Here is a 16050-nt window from a genome sequence, read left to right on the forward strand (position 1 = left end):
ATCAGTTGACGCTATAGCCTCGGCCACTGAAGCAGGCACTCAGCGCCCGTCGGTAGTTGCTCGCCACTTCGACAGGTGGCGCATAGGGTGCCGTTGCCGGGTCAAAGCCTGACTGGCTCACCGCCCAGCGGTGGCACTGGTAGCGGTCCTGGTCCTGCTGCTCCTGCCCTTGGCCATACATCGGGTAGGCAATCACGTCGTAGCTGTTGCCGGCCGGGGCTGCCGCTGGCAACGGCGCCGGGGCCATGGCGGGCGGGTTGACCACGACATACTCCTGGCTGTCGGCCAGGTACTGGTAGTAGGTGTCGGCCACCAGGAAGAACAGTGCGCCGCCCAGCCACACTTCCCGCGCATAGGACGGCAGGTAGTTGACCCGCACGCCGTAAGGCGGGGTCACCACCACGTAGCTACCACCATGCGGGCGGTACCAGTAGCCACCGGAGTAGAAGTAATCATTGCCGCGGTACGGCACCTTCCAGTAGCGGTCCGGGAAGTGATCGATGGTATGCCCTGGGCGATACTGAGGCCCGGGGCCCCAGCCATTGCCGTGGCCATCCGGGCGCCCCTGCCAGTCGCCGCCGGGCCGTTGCCCTGGGCCGCCGGCTTGCCAGTGGCGGTTGTCGCCGTTGTGCCGGGGGATATCCTGGTAATAACCCTGCCGTGGGGACTGCGTCTGCTGCACTTCGCCACGGGAGTTGAGCGAGCGGCCGGGGCCACCCTCGTTGCCATGCCCTTCGCCACGCCCCTCATCCGGCCCTTCGGCCATGGCCCCGAAGCTGATGCTCAAACCCAGCAAACCAACACCTGCCAACTGCCAGATGCGCGACTTCATGTTGTTCCTCACGGTAAAGATTGCGGCATGCAGCCAGTCTACCGCGCCAGTGCCACGGGCAGATGAAATCGCGGACATGAAAAAAGGGAGGCCAGTGGCCTCCCTTTGAGAATTGTCGTCCGTGCTCGGCACTTGTGGCGCCGGCTCACCTCACAGCGTCTTCTGGAAGCTGTGTAGCCCGGGGGCCTGCAGATCCTGTTGGATGGCTGGCCGCGACCGCCCGCCTGGGGCGCGTCGCCGTGGACTGATGTCCGGGCAGTGATTCTGTAGGTAAAGATACGGGAGAGACTGCGGCAGAGGATTGCGAAGATTGCTCAGTTAAATAGCACTTGCGCAATTTTTAACCCTGGATCGATAATTCACCGCAATCCGAACAGAAAAGGCCTTTTCCATGAGCAAACTTGACCGCTACGACCTGAGCATTCTCGCCGAATTGCAGCGCGACGCGCGCATCTCCAACCAGGAGCTGGCCGAGCGCATCGGCCTGTCGCCATCGCCATGCTCGCGTCGGGTCAAGCAACTGGAAGACGACGGCTATATCTCGCGCCAGGTCGCCCTGCTCGATCGCAAGAAGCTCGGCCTGAGCCTGACCGCCTACGTGCTGATCGGCATGGACCGGCACACCCCGGAGCGCTTCGAAACCTTCGAAGCCGCCATCCGCAACCTGCCGCAGGTGCTCGAATGCAGCCTGGTCACCGGTATGGATGCCGACTACCAGCTCAAGGTGGTGGTGCCGGACATGGACCACTATCAGAAACTGCTGCTAGGCAGCCTGACCCGGATCGAAGGCGTGACCAGCGTGCGTTCGAGCTTCGTGCTCAACCAGGTCCTGGCAAGTACCGAGCTGCCATTGACCCACCTGCGCTAAACGCCCGCTCGCCCGCGTATAATCGCAAGCTCAGCCTGCCTGGAGAACACAGATGGATCCCGCCGTATTCGAAGAGTGGATGATGATCGTGCTGGTCACCGTACTGATCGGCTTCATGGGCTTCATCGTCTGGGACCTGGCGAAAAAGTCCAAGGCCGGGCGCTTTGGCACGATGATCCTGTTCTTCGTGCTCGGGCTGGGGGTGCTGGCATTCATCATCAAGAGCGTGGTGGTGGCGTTTCTCGAAGGGGTCTAGGCCGTTAGCGCGTGAGCTTGGGCGCTACTTCACGCCAACACCCCTGCTCCAGCCCATCCAGCGCCCAATCACCGATCCGCACCCGCACCAGGCGCAAGGTCGGCAAGCCCACTGCCGCAGTCATCCGCCGCACCTGGCGATTACGCCCCTCGCGAATCACCAGCTCCAGCCAGCTGGTCGGCACGCTCTTGCGAAAACGTACCGGCGGATTGCGCGGCCATAGCTCGGGCTCGTCGAGGCGCCGGGCTTCAGCAGGCAAGGTTGGACCGTCATTGAGCTCCACACCATCGCGCAATCGCTGGATCTGTTCGTCGCTCGGTTCGCCTTCCACCTGCACCCAGTAGGTCTTGGGCAATTTGTGCTTCGGATCGGCAATGCGCGCCTGCAGCCCGCCATCGTTGGTCAGCAGCAACAAGCCTTCGCTGTCACGGTCGAGCCGCCCGGCCGGGTAGATGCCTGGGATGTCGATGAAATCCTTGAGCGTCGCCCGCCCTTCTCCGTCGCTGAACTGGGTCAGCACGTCGAATGGCTTGTTGAACAGGATCAGGCGTGGCTCGGCCGGTGGCGCCTTGGCCTGGCGACGGGGGCCGGCAGGCCGCGCCTGGGGGCGGCGCGGCTTGGAACGGGGTGGCAGTGGCATGGATCCTCAGCGGAACGGCGGCTCATCGAAGCTGCGCAGTTTACGCGAGTGCAACGAATTGAGCTCGGTGCGCAGCAGGTCGAGGGCGGCGATGCCGATCTTCAGGTGCTGGCTGACCGCACGGTTGTAGAAGGCGTTGGCCGAACCCGGCAGCTTGATTTCGCTGTGCAGCGGCTTGTCGGAAACACACAGCAAGGTGCCGTACGGCACCCGAAGGCGATAACCCTGGGCAGCGATGGTGCCGCTTTCCATGTCCACCGCCACGGCACGCGACAGGTTGATCAATGGTCGCTCCTGGGCCCAGCGCAACTCCCAGTTACGGTCGTCGTAGGTCAGCACGGTGCCGGTGCGCAGGCGCTTCTTCAGTTCTTCGCCACGCTCGCCGGTCACCTGTGCCGCAGCCTCCTGCAGCGCCAGCTGCACTTCGGCCAGGGCCGGAATCGGAATGTTCGGCGGCACCACACGGTCGAGAATGCCATCGCGGCGCATGTAGGCGTGGGCCAGGACATAGTCGCCGATGGTCTGCGACTGACGCAGGCCACCGCAGTGACCGATCATCAGCCAGCAGTGCGGGCGCAGCACCGCCAGGTGGTCGGTGATGTTCTTGGCGTTGGACGGGCCGACGCCGATGTTGACCAGGGTCACGCCATCACCGTCGCCCGCGATCAGGTGGTAGGCCGGCATCTGGTAGCGGTGCCAGACCACGCTGGCCACCAGAGCCTGGGTTTCACCATGGTCCATGCCCTTCTCGATCACCACGTTACCCGGTAGCACCATGCGCACGAAGCGCGGGTCTTCGCGTAGCTGCTCGAGGCCGTGGCTGATGAACTGATCGACATAACGGTGGTAGTTGGTCAACAGGATCCACGGCTGCACGTGGCGCCAGTCGCTGCCGGTGTAGTGCACCAGGCGGCGCAGCGAGAAGTCCACGCGGGCGGCATCGAACAGCGCCAGCGGCAGGGTTTCGGCATTGCCCCAGTCGTACAGGCCATCGGCAATGTTGTCGGTGGCTGCCGACAGGTCGGTGCTGGGGAACACCCGCGCAAGTTCCGCGGCGGTGATGCCGCTGCCGGCCAGCTCATCGCCCTGGTCGACCACATAGGGGTACGGGATGTTCTGCTCGCTGACGCCGACTTCCACGGTCACCGTGTAGTCATGCATCAGCGGGCGCAGCTGCTCCAGCAGGTAACCGCGGAATGCCGCAGGCTGGGTGACGGTGACGCTGTAGGTGCCCGCCACCTGGACCTTGGCATAGGCGCGGGTGGTAGCGGCCACTTCGCCGTGGCTGTAGTAGGTCAGGCGCAGTGCCGGGTAGCGGTACAAGGCGCGCTCGTCGGCACTTGGCTCGGTACGGTCCTTCAGGTAACGCTTGAGGGCCTGGCTCAGGGCCCCGGTGGCCTGTTCATGCAAGGCCGCCAGACGGTCGACGGCCTGTTCGGGAGTATCAACGACTACAAAAGCTTGGCTCACACTGGGCTTCCTGTCTGGACATGCATGTCAGCCATCTTGCCTGCCTTTGTTACTAAATACATCCCCGGTGGTCAGCCGTCGTCTTCAACTTGGCAAGGCCGGTGTCGCCCGCGCCACCAGTGCCTCGACATCGATGCCACGCGGCAATGCGCCATACACCCGCCCTCCACCGCTCAACCGGCTACCGATGAACGCATCGCTGACCACGGCATTGCCCGCCTCCAGCAGCAGCTTGGCCTGCAACGCCAGGGCAATGTCCTCGGTCAACTGCCGTGCCCGGTACTGGATATCGCTGGTATCGGCGAACGCCCCCTTGAGGTTGCCGATATGTGCGGCCAGGCGCGGGTCGCCATGCCCGTCGCCCAGCTCGGCGAACAGCGCATCGAGCACCCCCGGCTCCTTGGACAACGCCCGCAACACGTCCAGGCATTGCACGTTGCCAGAACCTTCCCAGGTCGAGTTGACCGGCGCTTCGCGGTACAACCGCGGCAGGATGCTGTCTTCGACATAACCAGCACCGCCCAGGCACTCGGCGGCCTCGTTGATCATGGCCGGCGCCCGCTTGCAGATCCAGTACTTGCCCACCGCCGTGACCAACCGCGCGAAATGAGCCTGCTGCGGGTCGTCGAGCTGCTCCAGTGCCTGCCCCATGCGCAGGCTCAGGGCCAACGCGGCCTCGCTTTCCAGCGCCAGGTCGGCGAGCACGTTCTGCATCAGCGGTTGTTCGCTCAGCACCCGGCCGCCGACCTTGCGATAGGCGCAGTGGTGTGCGGCCTGGGTCAGCGCCTGGCGCATCAGCGCGCTGGAGCCGACCATGCAGTCGAAGCGGGTCATGGCCACCATCTCGATGATGGTCGGCACGCCGCGCCCTTCTTCGCCCACCATCCACGCCAAGGCACCGCGAAACTCGACTTCACTGGAGGCGTTGGAGCTGTTGCCCAGCTTGTTCTTCAGGCGCTGGATGTAGAACTGGTTGCGGCTGTCGTCGGGCCGATGGCGCGGCAGCAGGAAGCAGCTCAGGCCCTTGTCGGTCTGCGCCAGGGTCAGGAAGGCGTCGCACATCGGTGCCGAGCAGAACCACTTGTGCCCGACCAGTTCGTAGGCCTGCCCCGGGCCGGGGCTGCCGACCGGGTAAGCACGGGTGGTATTGGCGCGCACGTCGGTGCCGCCCTGCTTCTCGGTCATGGCCATGCCCAGGGTCACGCCGGCCTTGTGGCGGTCACCAACGTTACGCGGGTCGTAATCACGGGCGAGTATCTTCGGTAGCCAGTATTCGGCCAGCTCGGGCTGCAAGCGCAATGCCGGCACGGCGGCGAAGGTCATGGTCAGCGGGCAGCCGGTACCGGCTTCTGCCTGGCTGTGCAGGTAGGTCATCGACGCCCGCGCCACGTGGGCCCCGGGGCGAGGTTCAGCCCAGGGCAACGATGGCAGGCCGTGTTCGACGGCAGTGCGCATCAGCTCGTGGTAGGCGGGGTGGAACTCGACCAGGTCGATGCGATGGCCGTAGCGGTCATGGCTGCTGAATTCCGGCTTGTGCGCATTGGCCAGGAAGCCTGCGGCCATCAGCGGGCCGCCGGCCAAGGCACCATAGGCGTCGATCCGCGCTTCGGCCCAACCGGCCCCGAAACGCCGCGACCACTCCTGCAGCGGCAGGTCGAGACGGTACAGGTTGGCACCGTCGAGCGACGGTGGCTGGTTGGTGACTTCGTGGGTTTCAGCGTACTGGTGCAGGTTCATCGGGAGCTCCTGGATCCGGGCATGCCTGAAAGGCCCAGTGAAGCACTCCCTGCGGGTCAGTCAAAGTGACAATAATGACTAAACATGTGGTGGGTAGCCCTGATAAAGCACCTTGAATCAGAATCGAGTAGCCCCCGAAACCACCCTCCCAGGCGGCATCTGAACCTGGGCAATCGCCACATTCAAGGTCAGCTCGAAGCGGCTGCCCAACCCCCGCGTCGACTCATGGGACAGCTTGGCGTCAAGCAGTTCGGCCAATTGCCGGCAGATCGACAAGCCAATACCGAGCCCGCCATAGCGCCGGGTCATCGAGCCATCGACCTGGAAGAAACGCTGATAAAGAATCGCCTGGTCCAGGTCATCGAAACCGATGCCGCTGTCGCTGATGGTGAAGGTCAGCGCCAGGCTGTCGGGGCCAAGGCGGCGACCGCGAACTTGCATCATCACCCCACCGTGATGGGTGAACTTCAGGCCGTTGTCCACCAGGCAGCCCAGGCAGCGGGCCACTTTCTGCGCATCGCCCAGCAACTCGTCCGGCAGCTCGGCGGGGATGTCCAGGCTCAGGTACAAACCCTTGCCCAGGGCTGTTCCGGCATAGCCGGCACGCAGGTCCTGCAGCGTTCGGCGCAAGCTGAACGGCAGTGCCTGCAGGCGCATGCGGCCGGCCTGCAGTTCGGTCAAGGTAAGAATGTCGTCGACCATGTCCATCATGTCCTGGGCCGAGCCGACCGCCGTGCGGTGGTACTGGGCCATCTCGGCACTCATGGGCAGCGTGTGCATCAGCTCCAGCGAGCCGATCACGCCATTCATCGGTGTGCGCAGTTCGTGGGTCACGGTGGCGAGGAATTCGTCCTTCAGGTGATTGCTCCTGGCCAGTTGCTGGTTCATCTGCTCCAGCGCCTCGCCGGTATCACGCAGGGTCTGCGCCTGCTGTTCGCGCATGCTGTTGATACGGTCGGCCAATGCCAGTGACAGCAACGCCACTTCCAGCGCCGACCCCAGCTGGCTGGAATACATGGTGATGAACAGGTTGGGCAGGTAACCCAGCACCATCAGGGTATTGACCAGCCCACCTAGCAGGAACGCCGTCCAGGCGATGATGAACCAGCGCGCCACGCGCAGGCCGCGCACCCAGGCATACAACCCGGCGGCAAAGATGCTCACAGTGAACAGCAGGGCCAGCACCGTGGCCATGCGCAAGGCGATGCCGTAGCGCATGCTCACCGACAACACCATCACCAGCACGCCACCGAGCATCAATAGCTGCAACAGCCGGTCAAAACTGCGGCTGATCTTGCCCAACTGCAGAAAGTGACGCGCGAACTGGCAACCGAACAGGCCCGCAGCGCCAATGAACAGCGGCGTCGCGGCGTTGGCCCACCACGGGCTGTCCGGCCAGAAGTAGGCAACCCCTGCCCCGTTCACCGACACCTGATACAAGCCGAACGAGGCAATGTAGAGGATGTAGTAGAGGTAACTGACGTCTCGCACGCTGAGGTAGATGAACAGGTTGTACACCGCCATCACCAGCAGCACGCCGTAGATCATGCCCAGCACATAGAGGCGGGTCGGCTGGTCTTCCATGTAGGCTTCGGCGGACCACAATGCCAGTGGTGCCTGCACCGAACCCTGACTGTGCAGGCGCAGGTAGGCGGTAGTCGACTGCCCGGGTTGCAGTGGCAGTTCGAACAGGTAATTGTTCTGGCGGATCTGTCGGCTTTCGTAGGGCAAGGCGTCGCCGGTACGCTGGGCCAGGCGGAACTGGCCATCGCTGCCTGGCAGGTACAGCTCGATATGGTCCATGGGGGGATATGCCAGCTCCAGTAACCACTGGCGCGGCTGTGCTTTGGCAGAAGCCACATACTGCAGATCGACCTTGAGCCAGAACACCGAAGTCGAGTAACCGGCGTTCAGCACGTCCTGGTGATGCGTGCGGAAACGGCTGGCAAAGATAGGCGCGCTGACCTGGGCAATGCTCGCGCTGCCATCACGGTCCTCGTAGACCTGCATGATCTTGCCCAATGGAAGATGCCGGGTCGCCTCGTCGATTTCGACGGCTCCGGCCAGCACGGGCAACCAGCCCAGAAGCACAATCAGCAAATAGCGCATACAGCCCCAGCATGGCCTGTCCGGTCGCGTCGCGATGGCCTCCGATCCTTTTGAGACGACGAAATCCGGCAGAGCCCGTTTGTCGAGTTATCCGAGCACTCTAGCATAGCTTTCAACGCTGGCCACGGGCCACTCCAATTTTCAATTGAATAGCTCTAGAACAATGCTTTCAGAGCCATAGAACGGATAAATCTGACCACTCGATCAACAAATCTCGTTTGTAGGACGATCCGCGCAAATGGGTTTGGTGGTAAGCTCGCCGACCATGAATACCTACAGCTCCCGCCCCGTTGTCCTCTGTCTCTCCGGCCACGACCCAAGTGGCGGCGCCGGCTTGCAGGCAGATATCGAAGCCCTGATCGCCCAAGGCTGTCACGCCGCGCCTACCGTGACCGCCCTGACCGTGCAGGATACCGTCAACGTTTCCGACTTCCGCGTGCTCGACCGCGAGTGGGTCCTGGCCCAGGCCAATGCCGTGCTGGCCGACTCCACGGTCGCTGCGGTCAAGCTGGGCATGCTCGGCTCGATCGATATGGTCGACACCGTCGCCGAACTGCTCAGTGCCCACCCGCACCTGCCGCTGGTCTGCGACCCGGTGCTGCGAGCCGGTGGCGGTGGCCGCCTGGGCAAGGACGAAGTCGGCTATGCCCTTCGCGAACGCCTGCTGCCGCTAGCGACCATCGCCACGCCAAACCTGCCAGAAGCGCGCATCCTGGCCGAACTCCCTGAAGGCACTGCCGACGAGTGTGCCGAAAAACTGTTGCCGTTCTGCAAAAACCTGCTGATTACCGGTGGTCACGGCGACGAGGACGAAATCCACAATCGCCTGTACAGCCGCGACGGCCAGAGCCACACCTGGACCTGCCAGCGTCTGCCGGGCAGCTACCACGGTTCGGGCTGCACCCTGGCCAGCGCCCTGGCCGGTCGCCTGGCCCTTGGCGAGCAGCTGCAAAGCGCGGTGAAAAGTGCCCTGGATTACACCTGGCGCACCCTGCGCGACGCCGAACAGCTGGGCAAGGGCCAGTACGTCCCGCGCCGCCTGCCCCTGGATTTCTGCTCCTGATACGAGGCTTTCAATGAAGCTACGCGGTCTGTACGCAATCACCGACAGCCAGCTGCTCGCCGGCCGTTTCCTGTCCCACGTCGAAGCCGCGCTGGAAGGCGGTGTGTGCCTGCTGCAGTACCGCGACAAGAGCGATGACGCTGCCCGCCGCCTGCGTGAGGCCGAGGCGCTGATGAAGCTTTGCGAGCGCTACGGCACCCAGTTGCTCATCAACGACGACGCCGAACTGGCCGCACGCCTGGGCGTCGGTGTGCACCTGGGCCAGACCGACGGCCCGCTGACGCCGGCGCGCGCCCTGCTCGGCCGCCAGGCGATCATCGGCTCCACCTGCCACGCCAGCCTCGAGCTGGCCGCCCAGGCTGCCAGCGAAGGCGCCAGCTACGTGGCCTTTGGTCGCTTTTTCAATTCTGTCACCAAGCCCGGTGCGCCGGCTGCCAACGTCGATCTGCTGGAGCAGGCCCGCGCCCAGGTGAAACTGCCGATCGCCGTGATCGGTGGCATCACCCTCGACAACGCCGCCCCGCTGATCGCCCATGGCGCCGATCTGCTGGCGGTGATCCACGGCCTGTTCGGTGCCGACAGCGCGCAGGAAGTCACCCGCCGCGCCCGCGCCTTCAACGCCCTGTTCGCTTCCTGATTTCGAGAGAAGATCCCATGTCCCGTTCCGAAGCCCTGTTCGCCCAAGCCCAGAAGCACATCCCTGGCGGCGTCAACTCGCCGGTCCGCGCTTTCAAGAGCGTCGGCGGCACCCCACTGTTCTTCAAGCATGCCGAAGGCGCCTACGTCGTCGACGAAGATGACAAGCGCTATGTCGACTATGTTGGCTCGTGGGGCCCGATGATCCTCGGCCACGGCCACCCTGACGTGCTCGATGCGGTACGCCGCCAGCTGGAGCACGGCCTGTCCTACGGCGCACCGACTGCGATGGAAACCGAGATGGCCGACCTGGTCTGCTCGCTGGTGCCGTCGATGGAAATGGTGCGCATGGTCAGCTCCGGCACCGAAGCGACCATGAGCGCCATCCGCCTGGCCCGTGGCTACACTGGCCGTGACGCCATCATCAAGTTCGAAGGCTGCTACCACGGCCACTCCGACAGCCTGCTGGTCAAGGCCGGTTCCGGCCTGCTGACCCAAGGCGTGCCGAGCTCGGCAGGCGTACCGGCAGACTTCGCCAAGCACACCCTGACCCTGCCGTTCAACGACATCGCTGCGGTCGAGAAGACCCTCGCCGAAGTCGGTCAGACCGTGGCCTGCATCATCGTCGAACCAGTGGCCGGCAACATGAACTGCGTGCCGCCGGCGCCAGGCTTCCTCGAAGGCCTGCGCGAGCAGTGCGACAAGCACGGCGTGGTACTGATCTTCGACGAAGTGATGACCGGTTTCCGCGTCTCGCTCGGCGGTGCCCAGGGTCACTACGGGATCAAGCCGGACCTGTCGACCTTCGGCAAGATCGTCGGCGGCGGCATGCCGGTCGGCTGCTTCGGTGGCAAACGCGAAATCATGGGCTGCATCGCCCCGCTGGGCCCGGTCTACCAGGCCGGCACCCTGTCGGGCAACCCGCTGGCCATGGCCGCCGGCCTGACCACCCTGAGGCTGATCAGCCGCCCAGGCTTCCATGACGAACTGACCGACTTCACCACCCGTATGCTCGATGGCCTGCAGCAGCGTGCCGATGCCGCGGGCGTACCGTTCGTCACCACTCAGGCGGGCGCCATGTTCGGCCTGTACTTCAGTGGTGCCGACGACATCGTCACCTTCGACGATGTGATGGCCAGCGATGCCGAACGCTTCAAGCGGTTCTTCCACCTGATGCTCGACGGTGGCGTGTACCTGGCGCCAAGTGCGTTCGAGGCGGGCTTCACGTCGATCGCTCACGGTGAGAAAGAGCTGCAGATCACCCTGGATGCGGCCGAAAAAGCCTTTGCCGCGCTGAAGTGATTGGTCGCCTGCACCGGCCTCTGTGGGAGCGGGCTTGCCCGCGAAGAGGCCGGTACAGGCAATAAATCCTCATGCACAATCAGTTATCTTCTCCACCCAGACAGTTTTTCGCGTAAAACTTTGTAAGGTTGGCGCTGCTTATCCCATAATGTGCCACCAGAGACATTGGCCGCAGCTTTGCAGAGGTAAGTCGATCCCCATGAACCGCACCGGCCGCGCCCTGACCTTGGGCTGCCTGTTGCTTCTTCAGCCCCTGCTGGCTATGGCGGAGGGCGGTAACTCGTTGCTGATTCCGGCAACGGGGCGCTGCACGCTCAATGTTCAGCCAGAAGACCTGCAGAACGCGCTGAAAGCCTGCGAGGAAACAGCGGCGACCGGGGACGCCCAGGCACAGTTCGAGCTGGGCGAGTACTACTACACGCTGACGCCGAAAAACCTGAAAAAGGCCCTGGACTGGTTCGAAAAGGCCTCGCTGCAAGGCCACGCCGAAGCCCAATACCGCCTTGGCGCCATGTTCTTCCATGGCGAAGGGGTCAAGGCCAACAACGTGCAGGCCTATATCCTGCTGAAGATGGCCGCGGTCAACGGCGCCGAGGATGCGCTGGACATGGCCGACGAAGTGACCGAGCAGATGCCTCGCGACGAGCTTGAGCACGCCACCCAGGTGCTCGGCCAGATCTTCCGCAAATACCTGCTGGAACTGCAGAACGCCGAAGGGCGCACGCCGTTCTCGCCACTCCCCTGACCCTTACTTCTCCGGCATCGGCATGGGGAACGGCATCACGTTGCCACTGGCCCTGGCCTCGCTGATCTTGGCCGTGCCCAGGCGCTCCACCTCGTCGATGCGCACGATCGAATGCATCGGCACGAAACTGCGGATCACCCCTTCGAACTGATTCTTCAGTTTCTCTTCGCTCGGGTCGACCACGACCTGGGTACGCTCGCCGAAAACGAACTCTTCGATTTCCAGAAAGCCCCACAGGTCGCTCTGGTAGATCTGCTTGGCATACATCTCGAAGACCTGCCCCTGGTTGAGGAAGATCACTTTATAGACGGCGGGTTCGCGTTTGCTCATGTTCGGCGGGATAACACATGCGTAAGAAAAGGCGCGCATCATAGCAGAGCAGGCCCAGCCCCGCGCAGGTACACGGCCTGTAGCAACCCTTGATCGTTTCAGTGCTTTCGCCACTGCCCTTCAAGGGTTATTCTTGAGTTCACATTCATTGCCGTCGAGCGGCTAAAAACGACCTTGAACGCACCCATACAACCTCATCGCTTCATCCTCGAACCCTTCGAGGCCCACCGTTTCGCCAACTTGTGCGGCCAGTTCGACGAGCACCTGCGCCTGATCGAACAACGCCTGGCTATCGAAATCCGCAACCGCGGCAACCAATTCGAGCTGATCGGCGAACCCAAGACCACTTCCGCTGCCGAGCAACTGCTGCGCCGTCTCTATCGCGAGACCAAGGCGAATGACCTGTCGCCGGAAACCGTGCACCTGTACCTGCAGGAATCGACGGTGGAGAACATCGACAACCCGGCGGTCAACGAGGTCAGCGTCTCGCTGCGCACGCGCAAGGGCAATATCCGCCCGCGCGGTGTCAACCAGCAGCGCTACGTCAAGGAAATCCTCGGCAACGATATCAACTTCGGCATCGGCCCGGCCGGTACAGGCAAGACTTACCTTGCCGTCGCCTGCGCCGTCGATGCCCTGGAGCGCGAGCAGGTGCGCCGCATCCTGCTGGTACGCCCGGCGGTCGAGGCGGGCGAAAAGCTCGGCTTCCTGCCTGGCGACCTGGCCCAGAAGATCGACCCGTACCTGCGCCCGCTGTACGACGCACTGTACGAAATGCTCGGCTTCGAGCACGTGGCCAAGCTGATCGAGCGCCAGGTGATCGAGATCGCCCCGCTGGCCTACATGCGCGGCCGCACCCTGAACAACAGCTTCATCATCCTCGACGAGAGCCAGAACACCACGCTCGAGCAGATGAAGATGTTCCTCACCCGTATCGGCTTCGGCTCGACTGCGGTGATCACCGGTGACATCACCCAGGTCGACCTGCCCCGCGGCACCAAGTCGGGCCTGGCCCACGTGATCGAAGTGCTCAAGGACGTACCGGGGATCAGTTTTACCCACTTCCAACCCAAAGATGTGGTTCGTCACCCACTGGTGCAACGTATCGTCGAGGCCTACGACCGCTTCGAAGCGCGCCAGGCCAAGCCCGAGGTCCCCGGCAAAGATGCTTGAACTTGACCTGCAACGGGCCACGGATGCTGCCGCCCCGGATGACGCCGCCTTCCGCCGCTGGTGTGAACTGGCCCTGCGCCAGCGTACCGCCGATTCGGAAATGACCATTCGTCTGGTCGACGAAGCCGAAGGCCGCGAACTCAATCACACCTACCGGCACAAGGACTACGCGACCAATGTGCTGTCGTTCCCGGCCGACGTGCCCGATGACCTGCTCGATATCCCGCTGCTGGGCGACCTGGTGATCTGCGTGCCGGTGGTCGAGCGCGAGGCGGCCGAACAGGGCAAGTCACTGGAAGCGCACTGGGCGCATCTGGTCATCCACGGCTGCCTGCACCTGCTCGGCTACGACCACATCGAGGACGATGAGGCCGAAGAGATGGAAGCACTGGAACGGGATTTGCTGGCAGAACTGGGTCACCCTGACCCGTACGCCGACGATGAAAACGAACCTCTCACACACTGATACACGAAGGATCACGAGAACCGCCATGAGCGAAGATCGATCGAGCAACGGGCAGAAGTCCTGGCTGGGTAAACTGACCCAGGCTTTTGCCCATGAGCCGAAAAACCGCCAGGAACTCCTTGAGCTGCTGCGCGAAGCCCATCAGAACAAGCTGCTCGACAGCGAAGCGCTGACCATTGTCGAAGGTGCCATCCAGGTCGCTGACCTGCAGGTACGCGACATCATGGTCCCGCGTTCGCAGATGATCAGCATCAAGGCGACCCAATCGCCGCGCGAGTTCCTCCCGGCCGTCATCGACGCCGCCCATTCGCGCTACCCGGTGATCGGCGAAAGCCATGACGATGTGCTCGGGATCCTGCTGGCCAAGGACCTGCTGCCGCTGATCCTCAAGGAGAACGGCGACAGCTTCAACATCAAGGACCTGCTGCGGCCGGCCACCTTCGTGCCCGAGTCCAAGCGCCTGAACGTGCTGCTGCGCGAATTCCGCGCCAACCACAACCACATGGCCATCGTCATCGACGAGTACGGCGGTGTGGCGGGCCTGGTGACCATCGAGGACGTGCTGGAACAGATCGTCGGTGACATCGAGGACGAGCACGACGTCGAGGAAGACAGCTACATCAAGCCACTGCCCAGCGGCGACTTCCTGGTCAAAGCGCTGACCCCGATTGACAACTTCAACGAGTTCTTCGACAGCGAGTTCTCGGATGACGAATTCGACACCGTCGGCGGCCTGGTGATGAGCGCCTTCGGCCACCTGCCCAAGCGCAACGAGACCACCGAGATCGGCGCCTACAAGTTCCGTATTCTCAATGCCGACAGCCGGCGGATACACTTGCTGCGCCTGACCCCGATCACCCGCTAAGGACAAACATGCGTTGGATCACCCGCCCCGGCTGGCCCGGTAACCTGCTGGCCCTGGCGGCCGGTGCATCGACCCTCCTGGCCCTGGCGCCGTTCGACATCTGGCCGCTGGCCCTGCTGTCCATCGCCCTGCTCTACCTTGGCCTGCGCGAGCTCAGCCCGCGCCAGGCCATGTGGCGTGGCTGGTGGTTCGGCTTTGGCCTCTACGGCGCCGGCACCTGGTGGATCTACGTCAGCATGAACACCTACGGCGGCGCCTCGCCGCTGTTGGCGATCGTGTTGCTGCTGGCATTCTTCGCCGCCCTCGCCTGGTTCTTCGCCCTCCCCACCTGGCTGTGGGCGCGCTGGCTCAGGCGCAACGAGGCGCCCCTGGCCGACGCCCTGTGCTTCGCTGCCTTGTGGCTGCTGCAGGAGGCCTTCCGTGGCTGGTTCCTTACCGGCTTCCCTTGGCTGTACGCGGGTTACAGCCAGCTCGATGGCCCGCTGGCGGGCCTTGCGCCGCTGGGTGGCGTGTGGCTGATTTCCTTCGTCCTGGCGCTGAGTGCCGCGCTGTTGTGCAACCTGCACCGCTTGCGCGAACGCCCGTCGTTCCTGGCCATCGGCGCAGTACTGCTGCTGGCGCCGTGGGTGATCGGCATGGCCCTGAAGGACCATGCCTGGACCAAGCCAGCCGGTGACCCACTCAAGGTTGCCGCCCTGCAGGGCAACGTCGAGCAAGACCTGAAATGGGACCCGGCGCACATCGACGCGCAGCTGGCGCTGTACCGCGACATGAGCTTCAGCTCCAAGCCGGTTGACCTCCTGGTGTGGCCGGAAACCGCCGTGCCGGTGCTCAAGGACCAGGCCCAAGGCTATATCGATGTGATGGGCCGCTTTGCCGCCGACCGGCACTCGGCGCTGATCACCGGCGTGCCGGTGCGTGAAGTGGTGCATCACCAGCGCCGCTTCTACAACGGTGTCACGGTTACCGGCGAAGGCGACGGTACCTACCTCAAGCAGAAACTGGTGCCGTTTGGCGAATATGTGCCCTTGCAGGACCTGCTTCGCGGCGCGATCGAGTTCTTCAACCTGCCGATGTCGGACTTTGCCCGCGGCCCTGCGGACCAGACACTGCTGCAGGCCAAGGGCTACCAGATTGCGCCGTTCATCTGCTACGAGGTGGTCTACCCCGAGTTCGCTGCAGGCCTGGCAGCACGCAGCGACCTGCTGCTGACCATCAGTAACGACACCTGGTTCGGCACATCGATCGGCCCGCTGCAGCACCTGCAGATGGCACAGATGCGTGCGCTGGAGGCCGGCCGCTGGATGATCCGTGCCACCAACAATGGCGTGACCGCACTGATCGACCCGTTTGGCAGGATTACCGCTGAAGTGCCGCAATTCCAGCGGGCGGTGCTGTATGGCGAAGTGGTGCCGATGCAGCAGCTGACGCCTTACCTGCAGTGGCGTTCCTGGCCGCTGGCCATTCTGTGTGTACTGTTGCTGGGTTGGGCGCTGCTGGCGGGCCGTATTGCCAAGACAGTCTGATTCCGCCTGCACTGGCCTCTTCGCGGGCACGC

General features: G+C 63.6%; 16 protein-coding genes. 10 read left to right on the forward strand and 6 right to left on the reverse strand.

The features are described 5' to 3' along the window. Position 1: 1 nt before the first annotated feature. On the reverse strand, positions 2-832 hold the full coding sequence (locus N430_RS14515) for a DUF6515 family protein (protein WP_110637724.1): 831 nt from the start codon (positions 830-832) through the stop codon (positions 2-4). A gap of 391 nt (positions 833-1223) precedes the next feature. Here N430_RS14515 and N430_RS14520 point away from each other — a divergent pair, with 391 nt between their 5' ends. Together N430_RS14520 and N430_RS14525 are read left to right on the forward strand one after the other, a co-directional pair. Further along, entirely contained in the window at positions 1224-1700 is a 477-nt protein-coding gene (locus tag N430_RS14520) for an Lrp/AsnC family transcriptional regulator (protein ID WP_003249795.1), read from the forward strand. 52 nt (positions 1701-1752) lie between these two features. Then, entirely contained in the window at positions 1753-1956 is a 204-nt protein-coding gene (locus tag N430_RS14525) for a DUF2788 domain-containing protein (protein WP_027917747.1), read from the forward strand. Between the two features lie 4 nt (positions 1957-1960). Here N430_RS14525 and N430_RS14530 read toward each other — a convergent pair whose 3' ends face one another. The 4 genes from N430_RS14530 to N430_RS14545 form a co-directional block, all read right to left on the reverse strand. Next, positions 1961-2596: a pseudouridine synthase gene (locus N430_RS14530; protein ID WP_110637725.1), complete on the reverse strand. Its 636-nt coding sequence runs from the start codon at positions 2594-2596 to the stop codon at positions 1961-1963. Positions 2597-2602: 6 nt separating this feature from the next. Beyond that, a complete protein-coding gene (gene amn, locus N430_RS14535) occupies positions 2603-4066 on the reverse strand; it encodes an AMP nucleosidase (protein ID WP_110637726.1) in 1464 nt (487 codons plus the stop codon). Positions 4067-4150: 84 nt separating this feature from the next. After that, positions 4151-5803 carry an acyl-CoA dehydrogenase family protein gene (locus N430_RS14540; RefSeq protein ID WP_110637727.1) on the reverse strand — a complete coding sequence of 551 codons (1653 nt, stop codon included), beginning with the start codon at positions 5801-5803 and terminating at the stop codon, positions 4151-4153. A gap of 117 nt (positions 5804-5920) precedes the next feature. Further along, on the reverse strand, positions 5921-7912 hold the full coding sequence (locus N430_RS14545; RefSeq protein ID WP_110637728.1) for a hybrid sensor histidine kinase/response regulator: 1992 nt from the start codon (positions 7910-7912) through the stop codon (positions 5921-5923). 265 nt (positions 7913-8177) lie between these two features. On the opposite strand from N430_RS14545, the gene N430_RS14550 reads away from it, so the two are divergent. The 4 genes from N430_RS14550 (at position 8178) to N430_RS14565 (ending at position 11658) form a co-directional block, all read left to right on the forward strand. Further along, on the forward strand, positions 8178-8975 hold the full coding sequence (locus tag N430_RS14550; RefSeq protein ID WP_110637827.1) for a hydroxymethylpyrimidine/phosphomethylpyrimidine kinase: 798 nt from the start codon (positions 8178-8180) through the stop codon (positions 8973-8975). 13 nt (positions 8976-8988) lie between these two features. Further along, the gene (gene thiE, locus N430_RS14555; RefSeq protein ID WP_110637729.1) at positions 8989-9612 is read left to right on the forward strand and encodes a thiamine phosphate synthase; all 624 of its coding nucleotides are present in this window, start codon (positions 8989-8991) and stop codon (positions 9610-9612) included. A gap of 17 nt (positions 9613-9629) precedes the next feature. Continuing rightward, positions 9630-10913 (forward strand): glutamate-1-semialdehyde 2,1-aminomutase, encoded by a 1284-nt coding sequence (hemL, locus tag N430_RS14560; protein ID WP_110637730.1) that lies wholly within the window; start codon positions 9630-9632, stop codon positions 10911-10913. Between the two features lie 199 nt (positions 10914-11112). Continuing rightward, positions 11113-11658: a tetratricopeptide repeat protein gene (locus N430_RS14565; RefSeq protein WP_103448848.1), complete on the forward strand. Its 546-nt coding sequence runs from the start codon at positions 11113-11115 to the stop codon at positions 11656-11658. A 3-nt stretch (positions 11659-11661) separates the two neighbouring features. Here the strand turns inward: N430_RS14565 and N430_RS14570 are convergent, their stop codons facing one another. Then, entirely contained in the window at positions 11662-11988 is a 327-nt protein-coding gene (locus N430_RS14570; RefSeq protein ID WP_110637731.1) for a DUF1820 family protein, read from the reverse strand. A 174-nt stretch (positions 11989-12162) separates the two neighbouring features. Between N430_RS14570 and N430_RS14575 the strand changes: the two genes are divergently transcribed. The 4 genes from N430_RS14575 to lnt are packed head-to-tail and all read left to right on the forward strand — an operon-like array spanning position 12163 to position 16018. Continuing rightward, entirely contained in the window at positions 12163-13161 is a 999-nt protein-coding gene (locus tag N430_RS14575) for a PhoH family protein (protein WP_110637732.1), read from the forward strand. Then, positions 13154-13627, forward strand: coding sequence for an rRNA maturation RNase YbeY (gene ybeY / locus N430_RS14580; RefSeq protein WP_110637733.1), 474 nt, complete (start codon positions 13154-13156; stop codon positions 13625-13627). Before N430_RS14575 ends, ybeY begins: the two co-directional genes overlap by 8 nt. A gap of 25 nt (positions 13628-13652) precedes the next feature. After that, positions 13653-14492 carry an HlyC/CorC family transporter gene (locus tag N430_RS14585; RefSeq protein WP_027917759.1) on the forward strand — a complete coding sequence of 280 codons (840 nt, stop codon included), beginning with the start codon at positions 13653-13655 and terminating at the stop codon, positions 14490-14492. 8 nt (positions 14493-14500) lie between these two features. After that, the gene (gene lnt / locus N430_RS14590) at positions 14501-16018 is read left to right on the forward strand and encodes an apolipoprotein N-acyltransferase (protein ID WP_110637734.1); all 1518 of its coding nucleotides are present in this window, start codon (positions 14501-14503) and stop codon (positions 16016-16018) included. Positions 16019-16050: the final 32 nt, after the last annotated feature.

This window comes from Pseudomonas sp. CC120222-01a (assembly GCF_003097235.1).
In the GTDB taxonomy this organism is placed as follows: Bacteria; Pseudomonadota; Gammaproteobacteria; order Pseudomonadales; family Pseudomonadaceae; genus Aquipseudomonas.

Excerpts from the sequence above, each read along its gene's own strand:
- N430_RS14515 (WP_110637724.1), bottom strand. The coding sequence starts at position 832 with ATGAAGTCGCGCATCTGGCAGTTGGCAGGTGTTGGTTTGCTGGGTTTG.
- N430_RS14520 (WP_003249795.1), top strand. The coding sequence starts at position 1,224 with ATGAGCAAACTTGACCGCTACGACCTGAGCATTCTCGCCGAATTGCAG.
- N430_RS14525 (WP_027917747.1), top strand. The coding sequence starts at position 1,753 with ATGGATCCCGCCGTATTCGAAGAGTGGATGATGATCGTGCTGGTCACC.
- N430_RS14530 (WP_110637725.1), bottom strand. The coding sequence starts at position 2,596 with ATGCCACTGCCACCCCGTTCCAAGCCGCGCCGCCCCCAGGCGCGGCCT.
- N430_RS14540 (WP_110637727.1), bottom strand. The coding sequence starts at position 5,803 with ATGAACCTGCACCAGTACGCTGAAACCCACGAAGTCACCAACCAGCCA.
- N430_RS14545 (WP_110637728.1), bottom strand. The coding sequence starts at position 7,912 with ATGCGCTATTTGCTGATTGTGCTTCTGGGCTGGTTGCCCGTGCTGGCC.
- N430_RS14550 (WP_110637827.1), top strand. The coding sequence starts at position 8,178 with ATGAATACCTACAGCTCCCGCCCCGTTGTCCTCTGTCTCTCCGGCCAC.
- thiE (WP_110637729.1), top strand. The coding sequence starts at position 8,989 with ATGAAGCTACGCGGTCTGTACGCAATCACCGACAGCCAGCTGCTCGCC.
- hemL (WP_110637730.1), top strand. The coding sequence starts at position 9,630 with ATGTCCCGTTCCGAAGCCCTGTTCGCCCAAGCCCAGAAGCACATCCCT.
- N430_RS14565 (WP_103448848.1), top strand. The coding sequence starts at position 11,113 with ATGAACCGCACCGGCCGCGCCCTGACCTTGGGCTGCCTGTTGCTTCTT.
- N430_RS14570 (WP_110637731.1), bottom strand. The coding sequence starts at position 11,988 with ATGAGCAAACGCGAACCCGCCGTCTATAAAGTGATCTTCCTCAACCAG.
- ybeY (WP_110637733.1), top strand. The coding sequence starts at position 13,154 with ATGCTTGAACTTGACCTGCAACGGGCCACGGATGCTGCCGCCCCGGAT.
- N430_RS14585 (WP_027917759.1), top strand. The coding sequence starts at position 13,653 with ATGAGCGAAGATCGATCGAGCAACGGGCAGAAGTCCTGGCTGGGTAAA.
- lnt (WP_110637734.1), top strand. The coding sequence starts at position 14,501 with ATGCGTTGGATCACCCGCCCCGGCTGGCCCGGTAACCTGCTGGCCCTG.